This is a genomic window from Microcoleus sp. AT8-A3 (genome assembly GCF_036705675.1).
Taxonomy (GTDB): Bacteria; Cyanobacteriota; Cyanobacteriia; order Cyanobacteriales; family Microcoleaceae; genus Microcoleus.
The window spans coordinates 1-24,034 of the sequence record NZ_JAUBVD010000046.1 but is presented as its reverse complement, the minus strand read 5'-3'; the positions used below and the strand labels follow the sequence as shown (position 1 = coordinate 24,034).

Genomic DNA, 24,034 nt, shown 5'->3' with positions numbered 1-24,034 from the left:
GTATTTTAGTATAATTTATAGTTTTATTGCTGGATCAAAATAAGTAAAAACCGATTGTGACCGTTGAAGGTGTCGAATGTGGGCTAGAAACCCGGTTTCTCGGACATATTTCTGCAAGTCCTATTCAATTCGCCTAACTTAACACTTGTGGTCGCCTCGAATGTTAAATCTCTTAAAAAATTGGCTGAATATTTCTAGTTTCAGATGGTAAGATAGCGATGGAATAAACGTCCTGCAAGAGGCCTGCTGTGATCCGTTCTGCTACTTTACCGCTTCCGCTTCCCGAGCCGCCAATTTCCGCCCATGACCGTCTGCGGCTGTTTTCCGGTTCTGCTAATATTCCCCTCGCCCAAGAGGTGGCTCGCTATCTGGGGATCGATTTGGGGCCGATGGTTCGCAAGCGGTTTGCTGATGGGGAACTCTACGTTCAAATTCAAGAATCGATTCGGGGTTGCGATGTTTACTTGATTCAGCCAACTTGCTGTCCGGTAAACGATCGCCTGATGGAATTGTTAATTATGATCGATGCTTGTCGCCGCGCTTCGGCTAGACAAATTACTGCTGTCATTCCCTATTACGGATATGCTAGGGCTGACCGCAAAACGGCCGGAAGAGAGTCGATTACGGCAAAATTAGTGGCTAATTTGATTACGGAAGCTGGGGCAGGTCGCATTTTGGCGATGGATTTGCACTCGGCTCAAATTCAAGGTTATTTTGACATTCCTTTCGATCACGTTTACGGTTCGCCGGTGCTTTTGGATTATCTGGCGAGCAAGCAATTGACGGATATTGTTGTGGTTTCGCCGGATGTTGGCGGAGTCGCTAGGGCGAGAGCTTTTGCCAAAAAGCTTGGTGATGCTCCCCTGGCAATTATTGACAAGCGCCGCCAAGCTCACAACGTGGCAGAAGTGATGAACCTCATCGGTGATGTCAGGGGCAAAACTGCTGTTTTGGTGGACGACATGATCGATACTGCCGGCACGATTTCTGAGGGCGCGAGATTGTTGCGCCACGAGGGTGCGAGGCAGGTTTATGCTTGTGCTACTCATGCGGTGTTTTCGCCTCCAGCCATCGAGCGTTTGTCTAGCGGGGTTTTGGAAGAGGTAATTGTTACGAATACAATTCCTGTGCCGGAAGAGAACCGTTTTAAGCAGTTGACGGTGCTTTCGGTAGCCAATTTGCTCGGAGAAACTATTTGGCGGATTCACGAAGATAGTTCTGTTAGCAGTATGTTCCGCTAGAGGGCAAAGACACTTTTTGAATGTTTGTTTTAGGGTGCGTTAACAAGAGTGTAACGCACCGTTTTTTTGCCCAATAGTGCGATCGTTTCCCCCAAGTAATCAGCCCAGGCTCATCTAAATTTTACTCTCAAGTCCCATCAAATTCTTGTGAGTGGGCGTCCCGCCCGCCCGGAAAATACAATTTAGAGGTCGAACAGCTTATCAAGTTCCTCGGTAAAATAACGGTTATAAGTTTGTACTGAGGACTAACGCCCTCATAAAATTCGCTCGGACTTGAGTTTTCGCTACGAACCAAGGTGACGATCGCCGATCGCACTTGGTACCACCGGAACAAGAGATGGTAAAATTCTATCTTGTTGTTGGAAGAGGGCGACTTTTTTATATTCTAGATAAGTCTCATCACAATAAGGAGCCAATAGGGAAAAATCATGAAACATTCACTTGTACGAACAGTGGCCGCACTGGCAGGTTCAGCAATTTTAACACTTGGCGCGATCGGTTCGGCTAAAGCATTTACTTTTGACGAAACCGAAATTAACCAAGACCGAGTAATTGTCATCGCCCAACCCCGCCCTTCCGGCGGCTACCAATTGCTAATTGTAGAACAGGTATCTAACACGCGACAATGCTGGAGCGAAAGTGGCTCTAATCCCGTGAAAGTCGATCCATTATTAGTTAGTTTTGATTTCACCGGTATTTGTGGCCGTGCAACAGACAGCAACGGCTTTTCAATTCGCATGGCAGGCACCGATTTAGCATTAAAATACGCCCTGACTTTGGAAATTGTTGATGGCGATGTTCTACTAATTGGAACTCCCGTAGATTACCAAGGTAAATCGGTGGTAATAGGCCGCACAAATGGCGATGCTAACGAATTTATGAAAATCACTCTCGATCCTGCTTGGCGCTTGAGCAAAAGAGCTTATCAAGGCCGCACATTAGGTCACTTTTATTTCACTACCAATCAAGCCGCACCGGAAGAAATTGGCAATACCGGAGGCAATACCGAAGCAATACCGCAGCCAATACCAATACCAATACCAACACCGCAGCCAACACCGCAGCCAATACCGCAGGAAATACCAATACCGCAGCCAATACCGCAGGAAATACCAATACCGTAGGCAATACTGCCTTTTCTACAATTTGGAGATAGCTACCGATGATATCTACGCTTCCGAAATTAAAGAAGCTGTGAACCTGGGGTTTGTAGCCGGGTTTTCTCAAGATAATACCTTTCGACCACAACTTGCTGTTACCAGAGAGCAATTGGTATCTTTAGTTTGGGAATTCTTGAAATGAATACAAGGTGCTAATATCACATTTCCTAGCTATGTTTCTATCCCTCCCTATAGCGACGTTCCTATTTCCCACTGGAGTGCCGGAAAAGTTCTATTTGCGCGGGACAACAAGATAGTTAGCGGCTATCAAGATGGAACTTTTAAACCTACCCAGCCCGTCACTCGCGCTGAATTGATGGGGGTGCGCCGTCGAGAGGCGGAATTCGGTTTTTCGGCGGGAATGCAGCCAAATTTAGTTGCTAAAGAGCCGTCTAAAACTTTTTTAGAATAACGGCTCATTAATGTCTGAACATATTGACGATATTGAGCTAGTTTGTCCATTGCACAATTACCTCATTTGTTTGTTAATACTTATATTATGTTGTAATCTTTTCAAGAACGGGCTCTCCGGCCCGTTCCACAAAACTTGATTTTATTGTGGAATGGGCCGGAGAGCCCGTTCCTAAACAAGTAATTGAGAAGGGTGCAAGATATCAGTTAATCAGGACTTTAGTCCTGATTACAAACCAGTTCGTAATCAGGACTTTAGATTTCATCATATCGTTTACTTGGGTTTCTTCTTAGATAGCTTTTTAGGAGTTTTCGGAACCGGGATTGTCTCTAATTCTTGCTGTGCGATATCTGAGGTTGAGTTACAAAAGTCATTTAAGGAAAGTTTTTGTTGCGATTCAAGTTCGTTTAGCAAGTTTGAAGCAGTTTCTAATATTTGTTTTCCCTGTCGGACTTGAATAGTAGTTTTATTTTCGATCGCATCTAGCAACACAAAAACCGAGACTGTTTGCCAAATATCTAAATCGTCGCCGACGACATCGCAAGCAGAGACAATTTTGCCGTTTTGTGGGGCGTGAATTCCTAAGCCGGAATCTTGAATTAACGGCTGGATTTCTGCTAGACTTAAATTCGCAAGGTCAGTAATTTTATGTTCGAGCGAAACTAAATCTGCTAAATCGGGTAAGTTGACCGATTCTGCGGCTAAAGCATCGAATTTAAAGGTAAGAGTTTGATTCAGCGGATCGGAAATGGCATAAAGTGATTGAATTTGCGATCGACTAACCGCACCTTTCTCGAAAAAATTTCTCCCTTGTGGGGCGATCCTCTTCGAGGGCTTCGCTAACGCAATTTTTCCATTTTCAGCCACCTCCAAGCTTTCCAAACTAACCAGAGTCGCCGCCGTAGTCTTCACAAAAATCTCGTCCAACCCCAGCAAATCCGCCAATTCCTTCAAAGTTGGTGCAGGTTCAAACTCAACACCCGCCCGCAAAATGAACTCTTCCAACACGTTAAACTCGCGCGGTTCGCTAACCGCCACCTCCAGCGGAGTTTGGCGGATTGCGAAGCGGAATTGACGCGCCGCCAACACTGACAAACCCGGATTTTGTTGCTCAATTTGTTCGGCTAGCGAACTTAAATTCGAGTCTATTGGTTTAGTTGAGGACGCTAGAAACATCTACAAAACCTCCGCAGTGACGCACCGTTTTTGAAACTTCCTGATACATTTTCCCCACTGTACCTGTTTGTTGGGTAAATAAATCGTGGCAGCCGACAACTACCAGCAATTCTTGAGCGCGGGAAAATGCCACATTCACCCGTTCCGGTTCCTTAGCAAATCCAATATCGCCCCTAACATTATTGCACACTGTGCTGACAATAATTACAGGTCTTTCCATGCCTTGAAATATGTCAACCGTACCAGTACGGATGCTCAAAGCTGGGAATCTTTCGCCTTCGATTCTGTCTTTAATTGCATTTAATTGAGCAGCATAAAAAGTGATAATTCCGATTTCTTTCGGTGGTTCACCGTCGGCAACTTTGGGCTGCCAAGCTATCTCCATTTGTTCGCACAAACGCTCGATCGCATCAATCTCCTTGACATTCAACCGCGAAGTCCCCTGCTTTTCCTCTTCAAACCCTTGTCCTATCGGCGTTTTCACCCACAGAATGTGATTATTTTCTTGAATAATTTTACCTGCGAGGTTGTGGGCGCGTTTGGTGTCAGCTTCCTGAATGCCACAGTTGAGTTTTTGCTGGTAAAACTGATTGATTGCGCCCATGATTTGTGGGTGCATTCGGTATTGAGTTGTCAGCATTTTTTTGATGCTGTCGCTGGCAGTTTCAAACAAAACTTTGAACAGCGATTCTTTGATAAAGTTAAGTTCGTCTCCTGTACAGCCGATGTCTTCGGCAATATCGTCGATCGTACTTTGATTAAACATCGGCGGCAATTGCCTGTGATCGCCCACTAATACTAACTTTCTGCCTTTCAAAGCGGGAATTAACAACTCTGGCGGAGTGCATTTGCTAACTTCGTCAATGATAACTGCATCAAAGCTGGGAAAGTTTTTAGTAAAATCGAAACTAGCAGCTTGCACGCAAGTAATGCCGATTACGTTAGCATTGTCAATATAAATTTGCTTTAAATCGTTGCGGTCTTTTTCTGATGGATTGCGGAGTTTTTGAATCCAATCTGTCACAAACGTTTGAGAGCGATTTAGTGCGGTTTCTTCTTGTTCTAATTTACGTTGCCAAGTTTTGAATAAACGCTTAATTTTGTTCAAAAAAGCTACGGTGAATAATCCTGTATTCGGAACTTCTGGCTGATATTGAGTCGGGATAGTTTGCCATGCTGACTCCCACCAATTTCTCTCAACAAGTAATGCTGCTGTTGGTTGCTGCTGTTGCAGTTGAGCATTAATTTCGCTCAATTCTGCTTGTAGTTGAGCGAGTTGCTGCTGCGAAGTTGCAGCCGCAATTCGCAGGGGGGATAAATGCTCGTCAAGAGTGTTTTTGATTGTCTCCAAAACACCAAAAGGATCTAAGTCAGCAATGGATTTTTCAAGCTGAATCGTGCTGGCTTTCCAAGCCTCAACTTGCTTGACAAACTGCTGCGGTTGCTCCCAAATATTCGATTTTTGGGCGAGATATTGTTCGGATAAAATTCGCAATTTTTCAGGTACGTTTGGCTGTTGGAAAATTGCTTGCAACAAAGTAGTAACTTCGCTAATTTTTAAGTTTGCCTCTTGCTGCGCTGTTTCTACCTGAAGTTTAGCGGCGGATATTTGCTGCTGGCTCAAGGTTTGACCGATTTTATCTAATAATTGTTGCTGTTTTATAAGCTGCTGTTCGGTTTCGGTTTTCAGGGGAACCACGCACTGACGGGCATTTGCTAGGATACTGTGCAGCAATTCTTTGACTAGGCGATCGAACGTAGCCTGGATATTATTTGGCTGCAAGGATTGACTGTAAAATTGTTGAATGCTAGCTAAGAAAGTCGCTGCTTTTTCGATGATAAATTTGCGCTGACTTTGGCTGACTTGGGAGTAGCTGGCGAAGTCTTTAGCTAGTTGCTGCCACTGTGTACGATCGCCCGCAGAGAGCACGATCGGCGTTTGACTCAAATTTAGGTGCAGAAACTCGCTAAACCGAAATTGTTGCCCTTGTATATCCTTAAAACCTGCGCTTTCTTCGTGGGATATCGCCTTTTGCAACCGATCCAAATCGGGCAAATTGATTTTGCATTTGGGCGGCACGATCGGCAATTTGAGCGATCGGGCAATTTTCAGCAATCCTGCGGGCAATTCTACCATATCATCCGTCAGCATTGCGCCCGTTTCCCAGCAAGTTTTCACGACTTCATATAGTCCCGTATCCGCCGTCTCAATCCACTGTGCAACGGCGACGACAACGGCTGCAATTTCCGCTTTTCGCAGTTCCAAATTCTTGATTTTCTGTTCGAGATTGTGGCGGTGCGTCTGATTTTGCCGATCGCCCAATTCGAGTTGATTCACAGCCTCAGACATCTGCCGCGACACCCGCAACGACTCCGCAACCGCCGACATAGCGTGACAAACATCATCCGCGCGATCGAATGCCGTCTTAAATTCCGATATTTGCGCTGCTACAGTTTCCTGCAGCCAAACCGCAATCCCAAACGCGCCGCAAGCAGGGCGATCGAACCCTATTTGAATAGCATTGCTAGCAGCAATCCGAACCTTTGCCATAAAGTTTTCTACTAAAACATTGCCTTCTGAATAGGGTTTTAGTCGGGGCATAAACTCGGCAACTTCTGGAGATTCCCAGTTAACTTGCGGCGCATCCAGTAGATTTTCTAGCCCCGAAACCACCGATTCAATCTCGCTTTTTTCGGTTAAAATTAGTTCATAATTGGTTGCTTGCTGGTTGCACTTTTCCTCAATACTTGCTTTACTGTCGTGCAGGTGTTTTAGTTCATTAAAAAAATCTCTCTCTGCGGCACAGTAGGCGGTAAATCGCTCGGATTCTGCCACCAACTGCCGCAAAGATTTGACATTAGTCAGGCGCTGCGAGAGCTTTTGTTCGCAGTCTGTCGCCGTATTTTGCAGCCAAGTGCCGATCGCATTTTCCTCCAAAAACGGCTGCCCTTCTTCCTGCACCTTATGAGCTTTTCCCTTCCGCAAAGCCCGAATCGCCGGATTGTGAACTAACCGACTCAAAGCATTGTCTACAGCCAAATTTGCTTGGGAAGCAATGAGCGTTTTGCCACCCTGACGGGCAATTTGATAGCAAATTTCCGCAATCACAGTCGTTTTGCCCGTTCCCGGCGGGCCTTGAATCAAAATTAAATCCCGCGCCGAAAGCACAGTTTCTACGGCAGCAAGTTGGTCCTCATTAGCATTGCGATTTAATAAGTTTTCCCGATCCAATTTAATCAGTTTTTCGGGCTTTCTCGCCTGAGAAGAGTCGAATAAAAACTCACTCAAATAGGGATTTTGAGCGCGCCCATCTGTCAGCATTTTTAAAGCTTTTTTCTTTCGTTCGATCTGACTAATATCGCCCGCAGCCTCAAAATACAAGAATCCTTGTTTGGGCATTTGATATCTGCCGCCCGCCATGCGAGCTCCTAAATCAACATCTAACTTAATGCGTAATTTACTATGTTCAAAGTCAATTTCGGCGATGCTACCCAATGTCTCTCCGTCGCGGCTGCTTCTGCTTCCGGGCGGCGAATCAAACAGGATAATTTCTTCATTTCTGGCTTTTTTCAGCCTGTCGCGAAAGTCGCCCACTTGTAAGGGATTTTCCTCGTAGCCGTCAAGAGTTGCGGAATTACGATCGATTTCAAAAGTGACGATTTTGAAGCCGGAACCGTAATTGTGTCCTCGGAAAGGTACACAAAATTGACGCGCTTCCGCAATGCGTTTTTCTACATTTAAAAAAGTATGCCAAACCTTTAGTTGTTCGGTAGTCGGTATGTGCCTGTCGTCCCAAAATGGCATTTGTTGGACGCGGGCGATCGACTTTACAGGAATTGGCGATCTACTGTTAGCCAAAAGTCGCAACTGAACCGGCAAAGAATACCCATCTTTCCTCCCTCTGGGAAGCGCCACCAAACCAGCATCCAGCAGTTTTAAACCGCCGATTCCGTCTTCACAGCGTACAGTTGCTAACAACCGCAAAGTGCGATCTGCTTTTTGCAACAATTGAGGTAATTCAAAATCATCTCCATCCGTAGCAAGCAGCAATTCCCAGATTTCTTCTTCGGAAAATCTCTCATTTACCTTTTGGCGACGCACGTAGAAAAGATTGTGGGATTTGCCAGCTATCTCCGACATCAGAATTTCCGCACGTTCTTTGCATTCCCAATCGCAATATTTCCCTAAAGCAGCTTCTCCTTCTATATCCCGAATAAACTTATTAATTGTGCGATCGCCACTAAATTTATATCCCCAATCTTCTGTTACTAAAGATGGCATATTTTGATTTTAGATTTTAGATTTTAGATTTTAGATTGGATTTAAGATTAGCACATCGGAACTTGTGCCGACAGAACCGCGACATCCCAAAAAAAATTAAGGTGTGCATTGCACACCCTACGACCATCGCAAATTACCGTACAGGCAACGGGCGATCGAATTAAACAGTTGAGAATCAAAAGGGCGAACGATGGGACTTGAACCCACGAATGGTGGTACCACAAACCACTGCCTTAACCACTTGGCTACGCTCGCCGTATCAGTTTTAACTATAGCATCATATCTCAGCACAAGTCTAGGGGTAAGGCAAAAATATTTTGAAATATTTCTGAGCGTCCCTGAACCGGACAGATCGATGGTGCCTCAAATTCCAAGCACAGTAGGAGTTTAGCACAATTTTCGCTCTGTGCGATCGGGGTGAGCGATCGGCCTGTGCGAGCCTCTTCGAGGGCTTCGCCAACGGCAATTATCCCGCCCCCAGCACTCAATCGATTTTAGATTTTAGATTTTAGATTTTAGATTTTAGAATTGAAGCATTGACTTGCGCGAGATAAATTCGGGGGCTCCTTTATCGGATACAGGTTTTTTATGTCTCCACGGATGAACCACGTGGCGGGTATCCTGGATGCTTTCGGTCATGGGGCCCGGGTTCGGCAGCTCTGGCAGCGTCCCGATTCGATCCCGCGCATTAAAATAGCCTTATCAGCCCAGGCGCATCTACAGTCCAGCTTGATAAAACTCACCTCTGACACCATTTTTAAGAACAGGCTTTCCGGCCTGTTCCACAAAGAATGAATTTCTTTTAGGGTGGGCTCTTCTAGCCCGCCCCTAAAAGCCTGATTGAGAATGGTGCAACATCTCAGATGAAATGCTTGTGGGGTGTCCCGCCCGCCCAAAAAATACAACGCCAGAAGCGGGACAGTTATCAACCCTCTCTCTTCTGTCTCTTCTCTCTTCCCTATTCCTTCGCGCCGCTTCGCGTCTTCGCGGTTCGTTTAAAAAAAAGTCTTCTGTGCAATCTAAAATCTAAAATCTAAAATCTAAAATCGATATGAGCTACTGTATCAAACCAGAATGTCAAAATCCTCAAAACTCCCACACCGCCAAATTTTGCTTAAACTGCGGCTTTAACCTGTTGCTGAGACAGCGATATCGCCCGATTGAACTTTTAGGTAGAGGCGGATTTGGTAAAACTTTCCTAGCAATTGATGAAGACATCCCATCTCATCCCCGCTGTGCAGTCAAGCAATTTTATTTTTACGACCGCGACCCCGAAATTTTCAACAAAGCCGTTGAATTATTTCGCCAAGAAGCAGTCCGTTTAGACGAACTCGGAAAACACCCGCAAATCCCCACATTATTAGCGGGATTTGAACAAGAAGGTCATATTTATTTAGTTCAAGAGTTTATAGACGGGCCGACTCTTAAACAAGAATTAGACAATAGTGTCTACGATGAAAATCAAATTTGGCAACTGCTGCAAGACTTATTGCCCGTGCTGCAATTTATCCACGACAAGCGCGTCATTCACCGCGACATCAAACCCGAAAATATTATCCGCCGCCAGTCGGACAACAAACTCGTATTGATCGATTTCGGCATAGCCAAACTGCTGACTGATTCAGCCATACTCCGTTCAGCAACGCTCATCGGCAGTCAAGATTATGTAGCCCCCGAACAAATGCGCGGCAAAGTATTTCCTGCTAGCGACCTTTACAGTTTAGGGGTTACTTGCATTCGCCTCATGACGCAAGTTCCTCCCTTGGATATGTACGACTGCAACCACGAGCGCTGGTGGTGGCGCGAGTTTCTTCCCAAAGCCACAAGTATTAGCGACGAGTTAGGTGAAATTTTAGATAAATTGCTGCAAACTCGTCTCACTCAGCGGTACAGTTTTGCTACGGAAGTTTTGGACGATATCAAAGCAGCTTTAGATATTCGCCATCAAAATTTGCTTTCGCCCCAAAAGCCGATCGCTCCTGCTCTTAATAATAGCGACAACTCTGCCGATATCAACGCGCTACCAACTTCTGATTCTCGGATTTTACCCACAAATGCCGTCGCCAATTCCGCAGAAACTTTTTCCTTATCTGTTACTTCAAATCTCGATCCGACCATGATTTCGGCACGGGGAGTTGATTATACCAAACTGCGTGATTTTTTGTCAAACAAAAAATGGAAAGAAGCCGATCGCGAAACTTGGGGCTTGATGTGTCAGTCTCTTTCTCAGCCACCGGGAACTCAGCTAGAAATTAGCCAAATTTACCAGCTACCCTGCGAAGATTTGCAAACAGTCGATCGCCTTTGGTTGCACTACAGTCAAGGTCGGTTTGGCTTCAGCGTCCAAAAGGAGATTTATGAAAGCGTTAAGGGAGACTATATCAGATTTTGCGATCGGGTCAACTGGCAAACCTACAATTCTGCTACTACTTTAGGGCCGATTAAATTTAGTCAGCAAGCACCAATCGGACACCTCCCCTCTCGCAGTTGGGTTGGCGGCATTCAGTGGCTGCGACACCTCGATGCCCTATCAGCAAAATTAACCGAGTGCGACAATAATCCTGCTCCTAAATTGTAATTCGGTCTACCGACTCACTAAGTATAATTTCATATTTAAACTCTACCGGAAAGCAGAGAAATTTGTTGAGCTAGATGTATCCATCGACCGAGGCTCGGTGCGATCGATTGTCGCACAATGGATTCAGAAGGTGAACACAGCTACAAGTCTGCGATCCTGAGACTGTAGCAACAGAATTAAAGAGAGGTATCTATCCATGTTTTTTCACAAAAAACAACTAATGGCTGCGGTGACTGTAGACGAAGCCAACCCCCGTTTTGCCCAATTGCTGCTAGAACAGTTTGGCGGAGCAACCGGAGAACTGACAGCAGCTTTGCAATACTGGGTGCAGTCCTTTCACTGTGAAGATGCAGGGATTAAGGATATGCTCCAAGATATTGCAATAGAAGAATTCAGCCACTTAGAAATGGTGGGCCAACTTATCGAAATGCACACCAAAAACGTTGACCAAACAGAAGCTTACAAAAGCACTTTATTTGCGGTGCGCGGTGTAGGCCCGCACTTGTTGGACAGCCAAGGTCAAGCTTGGACGGCAGCTTATGTCAACGAAGGCGGGGAGGTAGTGCGCGATTTGCGCGCTAATATCGGTGCGGAAGCAGGAGCTCGCCAAACCTACGAAGAGTTGATTAAACTAGCGCCGGATATGGGAACGAAAAAGACGTTGCAGTTTCTGTTGACTCGCGAAATTTCTCACACTCAAATGTTCATGAAAGCGCTGGAATCGCTGGGTAAACTCACCGATCCGATGTTCGGCAATATTCCACCAGATTCCACTGTGGATCTCTACTTTAACTTATCCACAAATGGCAAGGATGAACGCGGCCCTTGGAACTCGGAACCTACTTTCAAATACATTGCAGATCCCGCTCCCAAAGCTTAATTTGAGATTTGTTTAGCGTGTGGGGCTTAGAAGATTTAAGCCCTGTATTAACTAATTTTTAAGCCGCGCACCTTCTTTTGTAAGGTGGGCGGCTTAGAAGATTTAAGCCCAGTGCGTAGGTTGGGTTGAGGAACGAAACCCAACATTTTCTCTACAATTTTCCTTAACTGAACCTTATTGATTTTTAAGCCACGCACCGTAGGATATCGAACTTTTGCGTTGAGTATTTTTCAAGTCACGCGCCCAACGGTGTTATAATTATTTGAAATTCGGCTCGAACATTAACATCAAATCTATATTGAAATTGCGATCGACCTATTTATTAGTTTCTCACGGCAGCCGTGACCCCAGACCCCAACTAGCTTTGGAAAACCTAGGTCAACTGCTGTCTCAAAATTTGGCTGACTCGTTCCCAGCAGTAGCAACCGCCACCTTAGAACTCGGCCCCGCACCGCTGCACGAACAAATTTGCAGTTTTGGCGAACGTACCCTGTCCCTGGGACTGACAGAATTGCAAATCCTGCCTGTATTTTTATTGCCTGGTGTTCACGTCGCCGAAGACATACCGGCAGAGGTCGAAATTGCCCAACAAACTTTTGGTGACAAGCTAAAAATTGAATTGCGCCCGCATTTAGGTTCCCAGGAAGCAGGCTTAACAAAATTGGTAAAAAGTCAGATGGAAGAGGTGACTTTTCTCCCCAATCTGCTATTGCCAAAATGGATTTTATTATCTCACGGCAGCCGTCGCCCCGGAGGTAACTCGATTGTTGAGGAAATCGCCAGCCAACTCGGTGCGCTGACAGCTTATTGGTCGGTAAAGCCGAGTTTGTCAGAGCAAATTGAGAGTTTGGTTCGTGGTGGACAGCAGCAAATAGGGATTGTGCCATACTTCTTATTTAATGGAGGAATTACAGATGCGATCGCCAAAAATGTCGCACAGCTAAAGCAGCAATTTCCTGCGGCGGAACTTCATCTCGCGAATCCTCTAGGCGCAAGTGTACAATTAGCAGACTTAATTGGGAATTTAATTCAAAAATGAACCCCAGAGGCACAGAAGAGGTAAAGGAAGCAAGAAAGATGTCTTTAGGAAAAGTGTATTTAGTAGGTGCGGGGCCCGGAGATCCGGGTTTGATGACCTTGAAGGGAAAAGCTTTGTTAGAGTGTGCGGATGTGGTGATTTATGACGCTTTAGTCAGCCCTCAAATTTTGGCAGCAATCAACCCCCAAGCAGAACGAATTGATGCCGGAAAACGCAAAGGGCGTCACTCGTTAATGCAGGACGAAACCACTCAGTTAATGATAGAAAAAGCTGGAGATAATGCGATCGTAGTTCGTCTCAAAGGCGGCGATCCGTTTATCTTCGGTCGGGGCGGCGAAGAAATGGAAGAGTTGGTAAAAGCTGGAGTGTCAGTAGAAGTCGTCCCCGGCGTAACTTCTGGGATTGCGGCCCCTGCTTATGCGGGAATTCCTTTAACACATCGATCGTACAGTTCCTCTGTCACCTTTGTCACCGGTCACGAATCAGCGGGAAAATATCGACCGGAGGTAAATTGGCAGGCGATCGCCCGTGGCTCCGAAACCATTGTAGTATACATGGGAATCCACAATTTGCCTTACATTATCGGCCAGTTAACAGATGCAGGATTGAGTGCAGAAACGCCCATAGCGTTAGTGCGCTGGGGAACGCGGCCGGAACAAGAAGAATTGATCGGGACTTTGGGTACAATTGTAGAGCAAGTTGAGGCGATCGGATTTGCAGCACCTGCGATCGCGGTCATCGGAAACGTCGTCAATTTGCACTCGATATTGTCGGGCTGTCGGCCTGTTTCTCAGACTGTAGAATAAGCGGGGAAATTGCCCCTAAATCCTCGTAGGGTGCGCCGGGCCGCGCACCTTACTGCTAAATCTATTTTTGGCGATTAGTTATGCTCGCCAACAACTAAGGATCGCGAATTAAATAACTTACAATTTTAATTGTTATTGTGGGATGGGCGTCTCGCCCGTCCAAAAAGGACGGGCGGGACGCCCATCCAACTTTCAAGAGTGGAAGTTATTTAATTCTCATTCCTAACAACCAACCACTAACTAATGACTAATGACTAATGACTAATGACTAATGACTAATGACTCAACGCGCCACCTGCCGCATATATTCCCCCCACAACTGAGCGGCATTTGAACTACCTCCCCCAGTCGGAGAATTATCATCATTTCCCAACCAAACTCCAGTCACCAGTTGCTGACTCGGAATATAACCGACAAACCACAAATCTCTATTATCATTAGTCGTGCCTGTTTTTCCAGCTTCTCCCAACCCCAAAGCAGCACTGCTACCCGTACCTCCCCGCACCACACCTTGCAGCATATCAGTCATCGTATCCGCTACGGCCTCCGAAACTAACTGCCGATTGGCAATGCCATCTTTTTGATACTCATAAATCACCCGGCAACTGTTAAAATCATTTCGATCTTTGCAATCGCTGCTGTCAATAATTCGCTTGATTACGTGGGGACGATTTCCCAAGCCCCGATTTGCCAAAACCCCGAATGCACCCGTTAATTGCAACACATTAACTTCACTTTCACCTAATACTAAACCAGGGTTAGAACGCAGTTCCGAAGTAATTCCCAAACGTCTGGCCATTCCCACTACATTGTCTAAACCGACATCTTGTGCAATTCTCAAAGCAACTGCATTTTCCGACTGTGCTAAACCCCGATACATATCAGCATTACCGCTGGTTCTTTCGCAGCCGCTGTAACTTTGTCCGCCCCAAGAAAGGGGAGCGCAAGAATAAGTTTTATCGGGTGAGATTCCCTGTTCCAGGGCGGCTGCATAGCTGAAAATCTTAAATGTAGAACCGGGCTGTCTCAAAGCTTGGGTAGCCCGATTAAACTGACTTTTTAAGTAATCTACGCCCCCAACTAAAGCTAAGACTTCCCCGGTTGTACTATTGAGAGTTACCACGGCTCCTTGAGAAAAACCTGCACTGGCTCCCGCATTTTCAACAGCATTTCTGAGGGAAGTTTCCGCCAACTTTTGCAGGCCGGGATTCAAACCTGTTTCTACAATAAAATTGCCTTCTCTGGCTAACTGCTCCCCCAGCAAAAACTCCAATTCGTCAAATACATAACTGTAGAAATAAGGAGCGATCGTACTTTGCAGATATTGGCGGGCTTTAGGATTGATCTCAATTCGCGATCGCCTCGCGCGATCGGCTTCTTCCTGAGAAATCGTCCCCAGTGCGCGCATCCGTTCGATCACTCGATCGCGGTACTGCACCGCCAACTGATAATTTTGAATCGGATTAAAACTGTTGGGAGCAGGCAAAATCCCTGCCAAAGTCGCCGCCTCTGACAAAGTTAAATCCCTGGCAGACTTCCCAAAATAAAACCGAGCCGCATCCTCAAAACCGTAAAGATCGATCCCCAAAAACACCCGATTTAAATAAGTCAGCAACAGCTCATCTTTGCTGTAATAATTCTCCAGTTTCAACGCCACTACAGCTTCCCGTAACTTGCGTCCCGCCGAATCTTGAGTGCCCACATAATCTCGAAACAAGCTCCTCGCTAACTGCTGCGTCACAGTGCTGCCGCCTTCGCGAATTCCTCCCCCGCGAACATTAGTCAAAAGCGCGCGCAAAACTCCGATCGGATCTACTCCCAAATGCCAATTGTAGCGACTGTCTTCCGAAGCAAGTACCGCCTTGGATAAATAAGGCGAAAAATCCTGCAATTGCTTTAATTCTAAGTGAGCGTTATTCTGAGGAGGACGCAGCGGAGTTTGCCCATCGCGGGCGTAAACAATCACGGGGCCATTGATACTTCTTGGCAGAGGCCGCACTTGAAACTTTGTCGATTCCATGCCTACCAACACGGCAATCAAAGCGGTGATTCCGCTGACGCCATAAAAGCTGTAACGCACAAGTTGCACATACCAAGGCGGCGGATATACGAATTGAATTCTGACAGCGGCGGCTAGTTCCGGCGGCCCTAAAGTGAACACGTCTCCGTGACGCAGGGACATACTTTTAACTCGCCTTTTGCCATTGTAAATGCCGTTTGTGGAGTCTTCATCTTTGATGACAAAAGGAGTCCGTCGCCGAGTATCGCGCGACAGGGATAAGTGCACGTGACTGACAACGGGATTGCGAACTACTATATCTGAAGATTTGGACGATCGACCTAACAGATATCGATCGCCCAACAGCGGATAAACCTCTGCTTTAGCTGCACCTGCATCCTGCACCCACAGTTCGGGTACTTTGGCGTTCGGTTTCAGCGCTAGCTGGTTAAAATTAACCTTGGCAATAGTCTGGACTGCTTGGGTAATAGCACCCAAGACGGTTTGAGGTTTGCGGGGCGGCTGCGGTGGGGTCATATTTCGCTGTAGACTACGATCGAGCGATCGGCTCTTGCACCATTCTACTCGCAACTTTTGGCTAATTTCACGATCGGCTCACACTCTCTTAGCGATCGTCGGCTAATGGCGATCGATTTTGGGGTGATTGGTGAACCCGCAAGGCGAGCATTTCCTTGAGCAAATCTCCACCCAGCCACAACAAATCCCGATCTCACCAGGAAATTAAATTATCATAAACTTGCCCCAAAATTAATACTTTCGATAACATTTATAGCGGTTCTCAAGCGTGGTGAGGTATGGGGTGAGTCCTATGCCCTATGCCCTAGGCCCGCGAGAGCACCTCATGTTACTGAGGATCGCGAATTAAATAACTTACAATTTTAATTGTTATTGTGGAAGTTATTTAATTTTCATTCCTGAGAAAGGCTATACCAGATTTACCAACACAATTCGCATAATTAAAACCCCCCTTTTTCAAGGGGGGTTAACAGCCGAAAATCAGCTTGATTCTACTTACATCGAAGAACCCAAACCGGCATAAGCACCGTAGAAGAAAAGACTCACAATGCTGAGAACACCGAGGCCTGCAACAGTAGCTACCAGCCACAAAGGAATTCTGCCACTTTCACTAAACATAGCCATCACCTCACTAATTTACAGCTCAACAAATTCGATGGAACTATCGAAAGCCAACTCAGACACCAGTTAATTAAAGAAATAACTGGAGAACAAAATACCCAAAACAAAAATCAGCAACAAACCCAAATACAAAGAAGTCCGGTTTAACTCAACAGGCTGCTCGTTGGGATTAGGAACGCGCTCAGGCATTGTAAACTCCTATCGTTGAATAAATTGCATTGCTGCGATCGCGCCCAAAAAGAAAATTGTTGGGACACCTAAAGTATGAACTGCCAACCAGCGCACCGTAAAAATCGGATACGAAATTGGCTCATTATTGGGGGTTCTACTCGTCATTTTTCCAAATCCTTGTTAAATTACTTGGCAATGAACTGATCTACTTGTTTCTTAGCTTCAAAGCGATCCGAGATAATCGGCACTTCTTCGCGCTGCGGTGTGAAATACTGGTTAGGGCGAGGAGTTCCGAAAGCATCGTAAGCCAAACCCGTTTGCACAAACAGCCATCCAGCAATAAACAAAGCCGGAATGGTGATGCTGTGAATTACCCAATAACGGATACTTGTAATAATGTCCCCAAACGGACGTTCTCCAGTTGTACCAGCCATTTAGAATCCTCCTTTCAACAACAAATTGACAGACAATCTCTCTTACTATTCTACTATCAAGCAGCTTGCGCTGAACCTTGATATTTAAGTAGAGTACCGCTCGCGCCGATCACAAATCCGCGATCGGGGCCCATAAAGACAATCCTGTAAAAATTAGCCGGAACATCTTCAACTTCGCGGTCTTTTAGCCAAGTTTTCCCGCCGTCCAAACTGCACAGCAAATTGCCTCCGCCGCCGGCTACCCAAACTTCATTATCAGTCCGGTAAGCCATGTCCAGCAAACCCCAACTCGCCTTGCGATCGGGAAAAAACGGTTTTCCCCAACCTTCAGGATTGGACGGGTCGCTAAACTGAATCTGACCGCCGCGGGCAAGCATCCACAAACGCCCGTCCTTGGTAAAGCCCATATTTTGCAGGCGGCGAGAACTATTGCGGTTGTGAGGTTCCCAAGCTTCTTGTCCGGGTTTCCACACCGAGTAGAAATTGCCCTTCGAGGAAACTGCAACATACTGCCCGTCTTCAGAACGGTTGATATTGCGAACTACCCCAAAAGAATCCTGCACAACAGCTTTCCAATTTTTGCCGCCGTCGGAAGTCCGGTAAATCGCCCCGACATCGGTCGTCATCTCGGCGGAATTCGGGCCCAAAGCTGCGATCGTACTCGGAGAACCGGGCAACTGAGAGCTCAAAGCAATCCGCGTCCAAGACTTGCCCTCATCGTTCGTGTGGAGCAAAACTGAAGGCTGGCCGACAATCCAGCCTTCGGAACCGGAAAAACTCACCGACGCAAAACGCGACCTCGGATCGTCGATATCCAGTGCTATAGACTTCCAGCTAGTACCGCCGTCCAGCGTTTCGAGCAGAGTCGCCTCAGAACCCACAACCCAGCCGTGCTGAGGATTGCCCGTAAAGGCAATATCCTGCAAATTAGCGGACGTCGGCAAGGAAATCACTTGCCAGGGGTTGTAACTCACAGAACCGATGGTGCTGCAACTCGTACAGATGAGCGCAGCGGCCAATAACATTACAATTCGTTGCCAAAATCTCACAATCGTTTTACTGCAAACCATACATACTAAGTAACAACAAGAAACCAACGACCAAGCCGCCAAAAATCAGCAAACTTTTCTGACCTTCGGTCATGCCGTTGACACCGACACCGTAGCGCTGATTTGCCTTAAATCCCGATACCCCTTCCATCTGACCGAGATTTTGAAACATCGATTTGCGCGCCCCGCAAACGGGACACACCCAAGTCGGGGTGACATCTGTAAAAGCAGTGCCAGGGGCAATTGCATTTTTAGGATCGCCTTTTTTAGGATTGTAGACGTAGCCGCAGGCTCGGCACTCGTGCCGATCGAGGGTATTAGTCTCCGTGGCTCGATCGCTCATAAATCCAAAATTATGGGTCAGCTAATCGTGAAGTACCTCAACTAAACTTCGTTCGAGTTGGGGCTTCCAACTAAAACTCATATGAGGACGGTCTTATTCGTCTTCGAGGTTTCCCGTCTCAACCGCCGATGCCACGTTAGGGACACCACTTGGGTGTTCGACACTTAAGTCGAGGATGGTCTTACTTAGCGTCCACAGGCAGCCGCCCGTCTTCCACAGGCAGTTACAATATTAAAATATACATTAAAAATTATTGCAGAAGATGGAGGATTAATCTCAACTAACTCGTAATTTTAGCTACCCAAAATCTATATAATGTAACAGACAAGTTACAGAACCCTTTCACCTAGGCAGTAATTATTCATCGTGTTTGCACTCAGCGGCTACGAGTATTTCTTAGGCTTCCTGTTAATTTCCAGCCTAGTCCCTATCCTCGCCCTCACGGCGTCTAAGGTACTGCGGCCCAAAAGTCGTCCCTACGACCGACGCACTACCTACGAATCCGGCGTCGAGCCGATCGGCGGAGCCTGGATTCAGTTCAACATCCGATATTATATGTTCGCCCTGGTCTTCGTCATCTTCGACGTAGAGACGGTCTTCCTCTATCCTTGGGCGGTTGCTTTCAACCAGCTAGGACTGTTGGCTTTCATCGAAGCCTTGTTTTTTATCACGATCCTCGTTATTGCTCTTGTCTATGCATGGCGCAAAGGAGCCTTGGAATGGTCTTAAGTTCTGACAAATCACAAAAACCTCTAATTGTCAACCCCGCTATTCGCCCTGAAGTCACATCCGAATTATCAGAGAACGTCATCCTAACTACGGTTGATGACCTCTACAATTGGGCGAGACTTTCGAGCCTGTGGCCACTGCTTTACGGTACCGCTTGCTGCTTCATCGAATTTGCAGCTTTGATCGGATCGCGCTTCGACTTCGACAGATTCGGCTTAGTACCGCGATCGAGTCCCCGACAAGCCGACTTGATCATCACCGCCGGCACAATTACCATGAAGTACGCCCCCATCTTGGTGCGGCTGTACGAACAAATGCCCGAACCCAAATACGTCATCGCGATGGGCGCTTGCACCATCACCGGCGGAATGTTCAGCGTAGACTCCACCACAGCAGTCAGAGGCGTTGACAAACTGATTCCTGTAGACGTGTACATCCCCGGCTGTCCCCCCCGCCCAGAAGCGATTATTGACGCAATTATCAAACTGCGGAAAAAAATCGCCAACGATTCCATGCAAGAACGGGCCAATTTGCTACCAACCCACCGCTACTACACCAGACCCCACAAGATGAAAGTAGTAGCCGACATTTTAGATGGCAAATATTTGTCAGTTCCAGGCCGGATGGCGCCACCGAAAGAATTGACCGAAGCAATGGGAATGCCAGTACCACCGGCCCTGCTTGCAGGACAAAAACAGGAGGTCAACCGTGGCTGAGCAAGAATCTGCAATTGTTGAAGCAGGTAAAATTTCCCAGTGGTTGACTCAGAATGGCTTTGAACACGAAGCTTTAGCGGCCGATAATTTGGGCGTGGAGATATTAAAGGTCGATCGAGACTTCTTAATTCCGATGTCAACAGCACTGTATGCCTACGGGTTTAATTATATGCAGTGCCAGTGCGCCTACGACCAAGGGCCGGGAGAAGATTTAGTCAGCGTCTACCACTTGGCTAAGCTGACAGATAATGCTTCCCATCCCGAAGAAGTCCGCGTCAAAGTATTCATTCCCCGCGAAGATCCCAGAGTGCCATCAGTCTACTGGATTTGGAAAGCAGCGGACTTTCAAGAGCGGGAATCCTACGATATGTACGGCATTGTCTATGAAGGACATCCGAATCTGAAACGGATTTTGATGAACGAAGATTGGGTAGGCTGGCCGCTGCGGAAAGATTACATTTCCCCTGATTTCTACGAATTGCAAGACGCTTATTAATAGAGTTTTGCGAGGGCGGGTTTAGAGCATAAAATTGGGCTTTTAAAGTTGAGTTTTATGCGAAACTCGCCCTCTATTTTTTTGATTAACTGCTTCCTAGGCTCTGCCTGGTAACCGATGTCCAAAAACGCTATTTTCAAAAAAGTATTAGTATGGTTTACGAAACTGCTGGTTTAATAGCTTTACTAAGTATCGTAATAATTTACCTGCAACTTCGCAGGGGTAAGAACAAACCGAATGATAACCAGCTCGAAGTGCAGAAAGTTGAGCTGAGGCAAATGCAGTTACAACAAGCAAATAACCTATTTACCGCCTTTATAGTTCAAATCCTTGCAAGATTTAAGCAAACAGAGGCAGAACTCAAGGCAGCTACTACTGAGAACAATTCTTTGAAGCAGACGGTTCAAAAGCTACAACAACAGTTAGCAAGCGTTGAGATCGAAAGAGATGAAGTAAGGAAAATTTCAACAAATCTTCGTATTGAAAATATTTACTTTGAACAAAAAATTGAAGAACTAGAAGCTCATAAAAAAGTTCTTATTCAAGAATTGGGTGGTTCTCTCAGCAGTCAAGATATAGAGTTTATAACCTGGGAATTTTTAATCGAGAAAGTTAAAGAGGTTACTAGACAGCTTAATGAAGTCATAGCCCTAAATCAATCCCTCATTAAAACAAATACGGATTTACAGCAAGAAATAGACGTTCTGAGAAGAGAGTTAAATCAAGTTAAAGATAATAATACTAGATTGACACAAGATAATCTACAACTCCGAGCTAGCCAAAACTCTTTAGAGTCAGAAATAAGACGAGAATTAGACCGAGTTCAACCTTTAGAGATAGATAATAACCAGCTAGAGCAAGAAAAAACCCAATTAGAAAGAAAGCTTTATGAGTTAAATTCATTAAACTCCAATTCACGTCAATTAGAAACAAAAGTTAAGCAACTAGAAGAGAATGCCATAGAGCTAGAAAAAGCCAAAATAAGTTTAGAGCTACAGCTAGAAAGAAAGGTTTATGAGTTAAATTCATTAAACTCCAATTCACCTCAATTAGAAACAAAAGTTAAGCAACTAGAAGGTAATGCCATAGAGCTAGAAAAAGCCAAAATAAGTTTAGAGCTACAGCTTAAGAACGAGAGAAACAAAGTTGCACTTCTTGAGGAAAAAATTAATAGTTTGCAAATTGAAAATCGGGATGAGGAAATTAATCTGCTGCTTGCAAAAATAGATCAACTAAAGGAGATAATAAAAAGACTACGAGAGGGTCATCATGATGAAATAAATTTATTAAAATATTATAATAATTTAGTTTATTTCGTTCAAACATCTTTAGGAGCTTCAGGAATAGAGAAATTAAATGATTGGGAAAAAACGGAAGAGTTTTACATAGAACTTATCAGTAGACTTTGTTTTATCGATACGATACTCGTAACTAAAATTCGATCCTTGGAATATAAATTACATCCCGTTTATAAGGAATATATTGCTGTGGCTTTAGCTGATAGGTTTAGCTATCCCGGTAAATTTTTGTTTTGGAGTAATGGCGAAATGTGGTCGGAACTAAGTTATTTCTTCAATAGTAAGTTGTAATTAAGAGTTTATAAATCTAACCGATGAGTTCCAACGATCGCCAAACAAAACTAGAATATGGGGATTTTCAGACACCGCTGGAATTAGCCGAGATGGTGTGTCGGAAATTGATAGAACTTGATGTTAACCCCAAAGTCATCATTGAGCCAACTTGCGGCATAGGTAATTTCATTAAAGCTGCTGCAAATTCGTTTCCATCCGCCAGCAAGATTATCGGGGTTGAAATCAATCAAAGTTATTTAATAGAATTAAAAGCTAAGCATGAATTATTACAGGATGAAAGATGTGAGGTTAATCACGGAGATTTTTTTGAGTTTGACTGGACATCATTAATCAGCCAATTTAACCATAGGGTGCTGGTACTTGGCAACTTTCCTTGGGTAACAAACTCACAACAAGGAACTATTGCTAGTGAAAACTTGCCCAAAAAAAGTAATTTTCAAAAGCACACTGGCTTAGATGCACTAACAGGTAAAAGTAACTTTGATATCTCAGAATGGATGCTGATCCATGCGATACAATGGTTGCAAAATCGTGATGCCACTCTGGCAATGCTTTGCAAGACTTCCGTGGCGAGAAAGTTATTGAGTTACATTCATTCAAAAAAACTTAATCTCGCTAGCTGTGCAACTTACAAAATAGATGCTAAAAAGTATTTTGGTGCAAATGTGGATGCCTGTTTGTTATACTGCAAGTTTGACGCTCATTCGCAAAACTACTTCTGCGATGTATTTAGCAGTTTAGAAAGTTCAGGCTGTCACCGCATTGGATATCACAACACTCTCCTGGTTAAGGATATAGACTCTTTCAATAAATTGATTAATTTATATGCTGTAAATTCAGGAACGAAATGGCGATCGGGCGTCAAGCATGACTGCTCGAATGTGATGGAGTTTCGGAAAATTGATAATTTGTTTGTCAATGGATTTGGGGAATCTGTCGAGCTTGAGGAAACTTATCTATTTCCGCTACTTAAAGGATCGGATGTTGCTCAAAATCGCATTAATGCTACAGATCGATATATCTTAGTTACTCAAAAATTTATCGGTGAATCAACCGAAAATATCAAAACTATAGCCCCTAAAACCGGACGTTATCTAGAGAAGTGCGGGCAATATCTAGATAATCGCAAAAGCAAAATTTACCAAAATAACCCTCGCTTTTCGATTTTTGGAGTAGGCGATTATAGCTTCCAACCTTGGAAAATTGCGATTTGCGGGCTTTATAAAAAATTGGATTTTAGGTTAATCGGTGAAATAGCTAATAAACCTGCAATTTTCGATGATACTGTTTACTTTCTCAGCTTTGACAGCGAGAGAGTTGCACGTCAAACTTTTGAGCTTTTGAATTCACCGACGGCAATTAACTTTTATTCAGCACTCGTATTTTGGGATGAAAAGCGCCCGATTAAATCCAGCATTTTAAATTGTCTGAATCTAGCAAGGCTGGCAGAGTTGGAATTTGTAACCGCTGATGCACGCAGATAAACGCAGATGGATAGAGATATAATTTCTATTATCGGTAATTCTGAAAACCTATGACTCAAGCTTTACCCAAACTCGTAAACTTCGAGGAATTTGTGGAGTGGCTGCCTGAAAACTCGGCGGTACGCTACGAACTGCATAATGGAGATATTGTTGAGATGGCACAACCAGTAGGCGAACATGAGGAAGTTAAAGCCCACATTCCGCAGATATTTAAGCAGATTTAATTTCAAAGGAATTCATAATTGCCAAAACCTCAAATGATTGCTATGCAATCATTTGAGGTTTTTTT

24 protein-coding genes, 1 tRNA gene and 1 pseudogene are annotated in these 24,034 nt (G+C 45.1%); 14 read left to right on the top strand and 12 right to left on the bottom strand.

The genetic code is table 11. The annotated features are described in order from the left end of the window. Window positions 1-248 precede the first annotated feature (248 nt). From QUB51_RS22605 to QUB51_RS22590, 4 genes and pseudogenes are all read left to right on the top strand, one after another. Entirely contained in the window at window positions 249-1,241 is a 993-nt protein-coding gene (locus QUB51_RS22605; RefSeq protein WP_333207776.1) for a ribose-phosphate pyrophosphokinase, read from the top strand. Window positions 1,242-1,669: 428 nt separating this feature from the next. Next, window positions 1,670-2,365, top strand: a complete 696-nt coding sequence (locus QUB51_RS22600; protein ID WP_333052146.1) for a DUF3747 domain-containing protein — start codon at window positions 1,670-1,672, stop codon at window positions 2,363-2,365. A gap of 22 nt (window positions 2,366-2,387) precedes the next feature. After that, window positions 2,388-2,543, top strand: coding sequence for an S-layer homology domain-containing protein (locus tag QUB51_RS22595; protein WP_333052143.1), 156 nt, complete (start codon window positions 2,388-2,390; stop codon window positions 2,541-2,543). Next, window positions 2,544-2,657: pseudogene (locus QUB51_RS22590) on the top strand (hypothetical protein); the annotation flags it as partial. Between the two features lie 11 nt (window positions 2,658-2,668). On the opposite strand, the gene QUB51_RS22585 reads toward QUB51_RS22590, so the two are convergent. From QUB51_RS22585 to QUB51_RS22565, 5 genes are all read right to left on the bottom strand, one after another. Beyond that, on the bottom strand, window positions 2,669-2,863 hold the full coding sequence (locus QUB51_RS22585) for a hypothetical protein (protein ID WP_333052140.1): 195 nt from the start codon (window positions 2,861-2,863) through the stop codon (window positions 2,669-2,671). Between the two features lie 223 nt (window positions 2,864-3,086). Next, window positions 3,087-3,989 carry a hypothetical protein gene (locus QUB51_RS22580; protein WP_333263411.1) on the bottom strand — a complete coding sequence of 301 codons (903 nt, stop codon included), beginning with the start codon at window positions 3,987-3,989 and terminating at the stop codon, window positions 3,087-3,089. Then, window positions 3,967-8,271, bottom strand: coding sequence for an AAA domain-containing protein (locus QUB51_RS22575; protein WP_333263408.1), 4,305 nt, complete (start codon window positions 8,269-8,271; stop codon window positions 3,967-3,969). The genes QUB51_RS22580 and QUB51_RS22575 overlap by 23 nt, the downstream gene beginning before the upstream one ends. A gap of 182 nt (window positions 8,272-8,453) precedes the next feature. Continuing rightward, window positions 8,454-8,526: transfer RNA gene (locus QUB51_RS22570), tRNA-His, on the bottom strand. Between the two features lie 29 nt (window positions 8,527-8,555). After that, a complete protein-coding gene (locus QUB51_RS22565; RefSeq protein ID WP_333052131.1) occupies window positions 8,556-8,759 on the bottom strand; it encodes a hypothetical protein in 204 nt (67 codons plus the stop codon). Window positions 8,760-9,322: 563 nt separating this feature from the next. On the opposite strand from QUB51_RS22565, the gene QUB51_RS22560 reads away from it, so the two are divergent. The 4 genes from QUB51_RS22560 (at window position 9,323) to cobA (ending at window position 13,574) form a co-directional block, all read left to right on the top strand. Further along, entirely contained in the window at window positions 9,323-10,849 is a 1,527-nt protein-coding gene (locus tag QUB51_RS22560; protein ID WP_333207772.1) for a serine/threonine-protein kinase, read from the top strand. 196 nt (window positions 10,850-11,045) lie between these two features. Next, the gene (locus QUB51_RS22555; protein WP_333052129.1) at window positions 11,046-11,729 is read left to right on the top strand and encodes a manganese catalase family protein; all 684 of its coding nucleotides are present in this window, start codon (window positions 11,046-11,048) and stop codon (window positions 11,727-11,729) included. Between the two features lie 304 nt (window positions 11,730-12,033). Next, window positions 12,034-12,768 (top strand): sirohydrochlorin chelatase, encoded by a 735-nt coding sequence (locus tag QUB51_RS22550; RefSeq protein WP_333207770.1) that lies wholly within the window; start codon window positions 12,034-12,036, stop codon window positions 12,766-12,768. Further along, window positions 12,765-13,574: a uroporphyrinogen-III C-methyltransferase gene (gene cobA / locus QUB51_RS22545; protein WP_333207769.1), complete on the top strand. Its 810-nt coding sequence runs from the start codon at window positions 12,765-12,767 to the stop codon at window positions 13,572-13,574. Before QUB51_RS22550 ends, cobA begins: the two co-directional genes overlap by 4 nt. Window positions 13,575-13,857: 283 nt before the next feature. Here the strand turns inward: cobA and QUB51_RS22540 are convergent, their stop codons facing one another. The 7 genes from QUB51_RS22540 to QUB51_RS22510 all read right to left on the bottom strand — a co-directional run bounded on the left by QUB51_RS22540 (window position 13,858) and on the right by QUB51_RS22510 (window position 18,728). Then, a complete protein-coding gene (locus tag QUB51_RS22540) occupies window positions 13,858-16,110 on the bottom strand; it encodes a transglycosylase domain-containing protein (RefSeq protein WP_333263403.1) in 2,253 nt (750 codons plus the stop codon). Window positions 16,111-16,605: 495 nt separating this feature from the next. Further along, complete coding sequence (locus QUB51_RS22535) at window positions 16,606-16,728, bottom strand: photosystem II reaction center protein J (protein ID WP_006635506.1); 123 nt, start codon at window positions 16,726-16,728, stop codon at window positions 16,606-16,608. Between the two features lie 69 nt (window positions 16,729-16,797). Further along, a complete protein-coding gene (locus QUB51_RS22530; protein WP_015176850.1) occupies window positions 16,798-16,920 on the bottom strand; it encodes a photosystem II reaction center protein L in 123 nt (40 codons plus the stop codon). Window positions 16,921-16,929: 9 nt separating this feature from the next. Then, complete coding sequence (gene psbF / locus QUB51_RS22525; protein WP_006635504.1) at window positions 16,930-17,067, bottom strand: cytochrome b559 subunit beta; 138 nt, start codon at window positions 17,065-17,067, stop codon at window positions 16,930-16,932. Between the two features lie 20 nt (window positions 17,068-17,087). After that, a complete protein-coding gene (gene psbE, locus QUB51_RS22520; protein WP_006635503.1) occupies window positions 17,088-17,336 on the bottom strand; it encodes a cytochrome b559 subunit alpha in 249 nt (82 codons plus the stop codon). Between the two features lie 56 nt (window positions 17,337-17,392). Next, on the bottom strand, window positions 17,393-18,406 hold the full coding sequence (locus QUB51_RS22515) for a photosynthesis system II assembly factor Ycf48 (RefSeq protein ID WP_333052116.1): 1,014 nt from the start codon (window positions 18,404-18,406) through the stop codon (window positions 17,393-17,395). Beyond that, entirely contained in the window at window positions 18,393-18,728 is a 336-nt protein-coding gene (locus QUB51_RS22510; protein WP_333052113.1) for a rubredoxin, read from the bottom strand. Before QUB51_RS22510 ends, QUB51_RS22515 begins: the two co-directional genes overlap by 14 nt. A gap of 366 nt (window positions 18,729-19,094) precedes the next feature. Here QUB51_RS22510 and ndhC point away from each other — a divergent pair, with 366 nt between their 5' ends. From ndhC to QUB51_RS22480, 6 genes are all read left to right on the top strand, one after another. Next, window positions 19,095-19,457, top strand: a complete 363-nt coding sequence (gene ndhC, locus QUB51_RS22505) for a photosynthetic/respiratory NAD(P)H-quinone oxidoreductase subunit C (RefSeq protein ID WP_006635500.1) — start codon at window positions 19,095-19,097, stop codon at window positions 19,455-19,457. Further along, window positions 19,448-20,173: a photosynthetic/respiratory NAD(P)H-quinone oxidoreductase subunit K gene (gene ndhK, locus QUB51_RS22500; RefSeq protein WP_333207767.1), complete on the top strand. Its 726-nt coding sequence runs from the start codon at window positions 19,448-19,450 to the stop codon at window positions 20,171-20,173. The genes ndhC and ndhK overlap by 10 nt, the downstream gene beginning before the upstream one ends. After that, a complete protein-coding gene (locus QUB51_RS22495; protein ID WP_333052109.1) occupies window positions 20,166-20,669 on the top strand; it encodes an NAD(P)H-quinone oxidoreductase subunit J in 504 nt (167 codons plus the stop codon). The genes ndhK and QUB51_RS22495 overlap by 8 nt, the downstream gene beginning before the upstream one ends. Window positions 20,670-20,821: 152 nt before the next feature. Further along, window positions 20,822-22,258, top strand: a complete 1,437-nt coding sequence (locus tag QUB51_RS22490) for a hypothetical protein (protein WP_333207765.1) — start codon at window positions 20,822-20,824, stop codon at window positions 22,256-22,258. A 23-nt stretch (window positions 22,259-22,281) separates the two neighbouring features. Further along, on the top strand, window positions 22,282-23,745 hold the full coding sequence (locus QUB51_RS22485) for a class I SAM-dependent methyltransferase (RefSeq protein ID WP_333207764.1): 1,464 nt from the start codon (window positions 22,282-22,284) through the stop codon (window positions 23,743-23,745). Window positions 23,746-23,795: 50 nt separating this feature from the next. Further along, complete coding sequence (locus QUB51_RS22480) at window positions 23,796-23,969, top strand: Uma2 family endonuclease (RefSeq protein WP_333263399.1); 174 nt, start codon at window positions 23,796-23,798, stop codon at window positions 23,967-23,969. Window positions 23,970-24,034 lie beyond the last annotated feature (65 nt).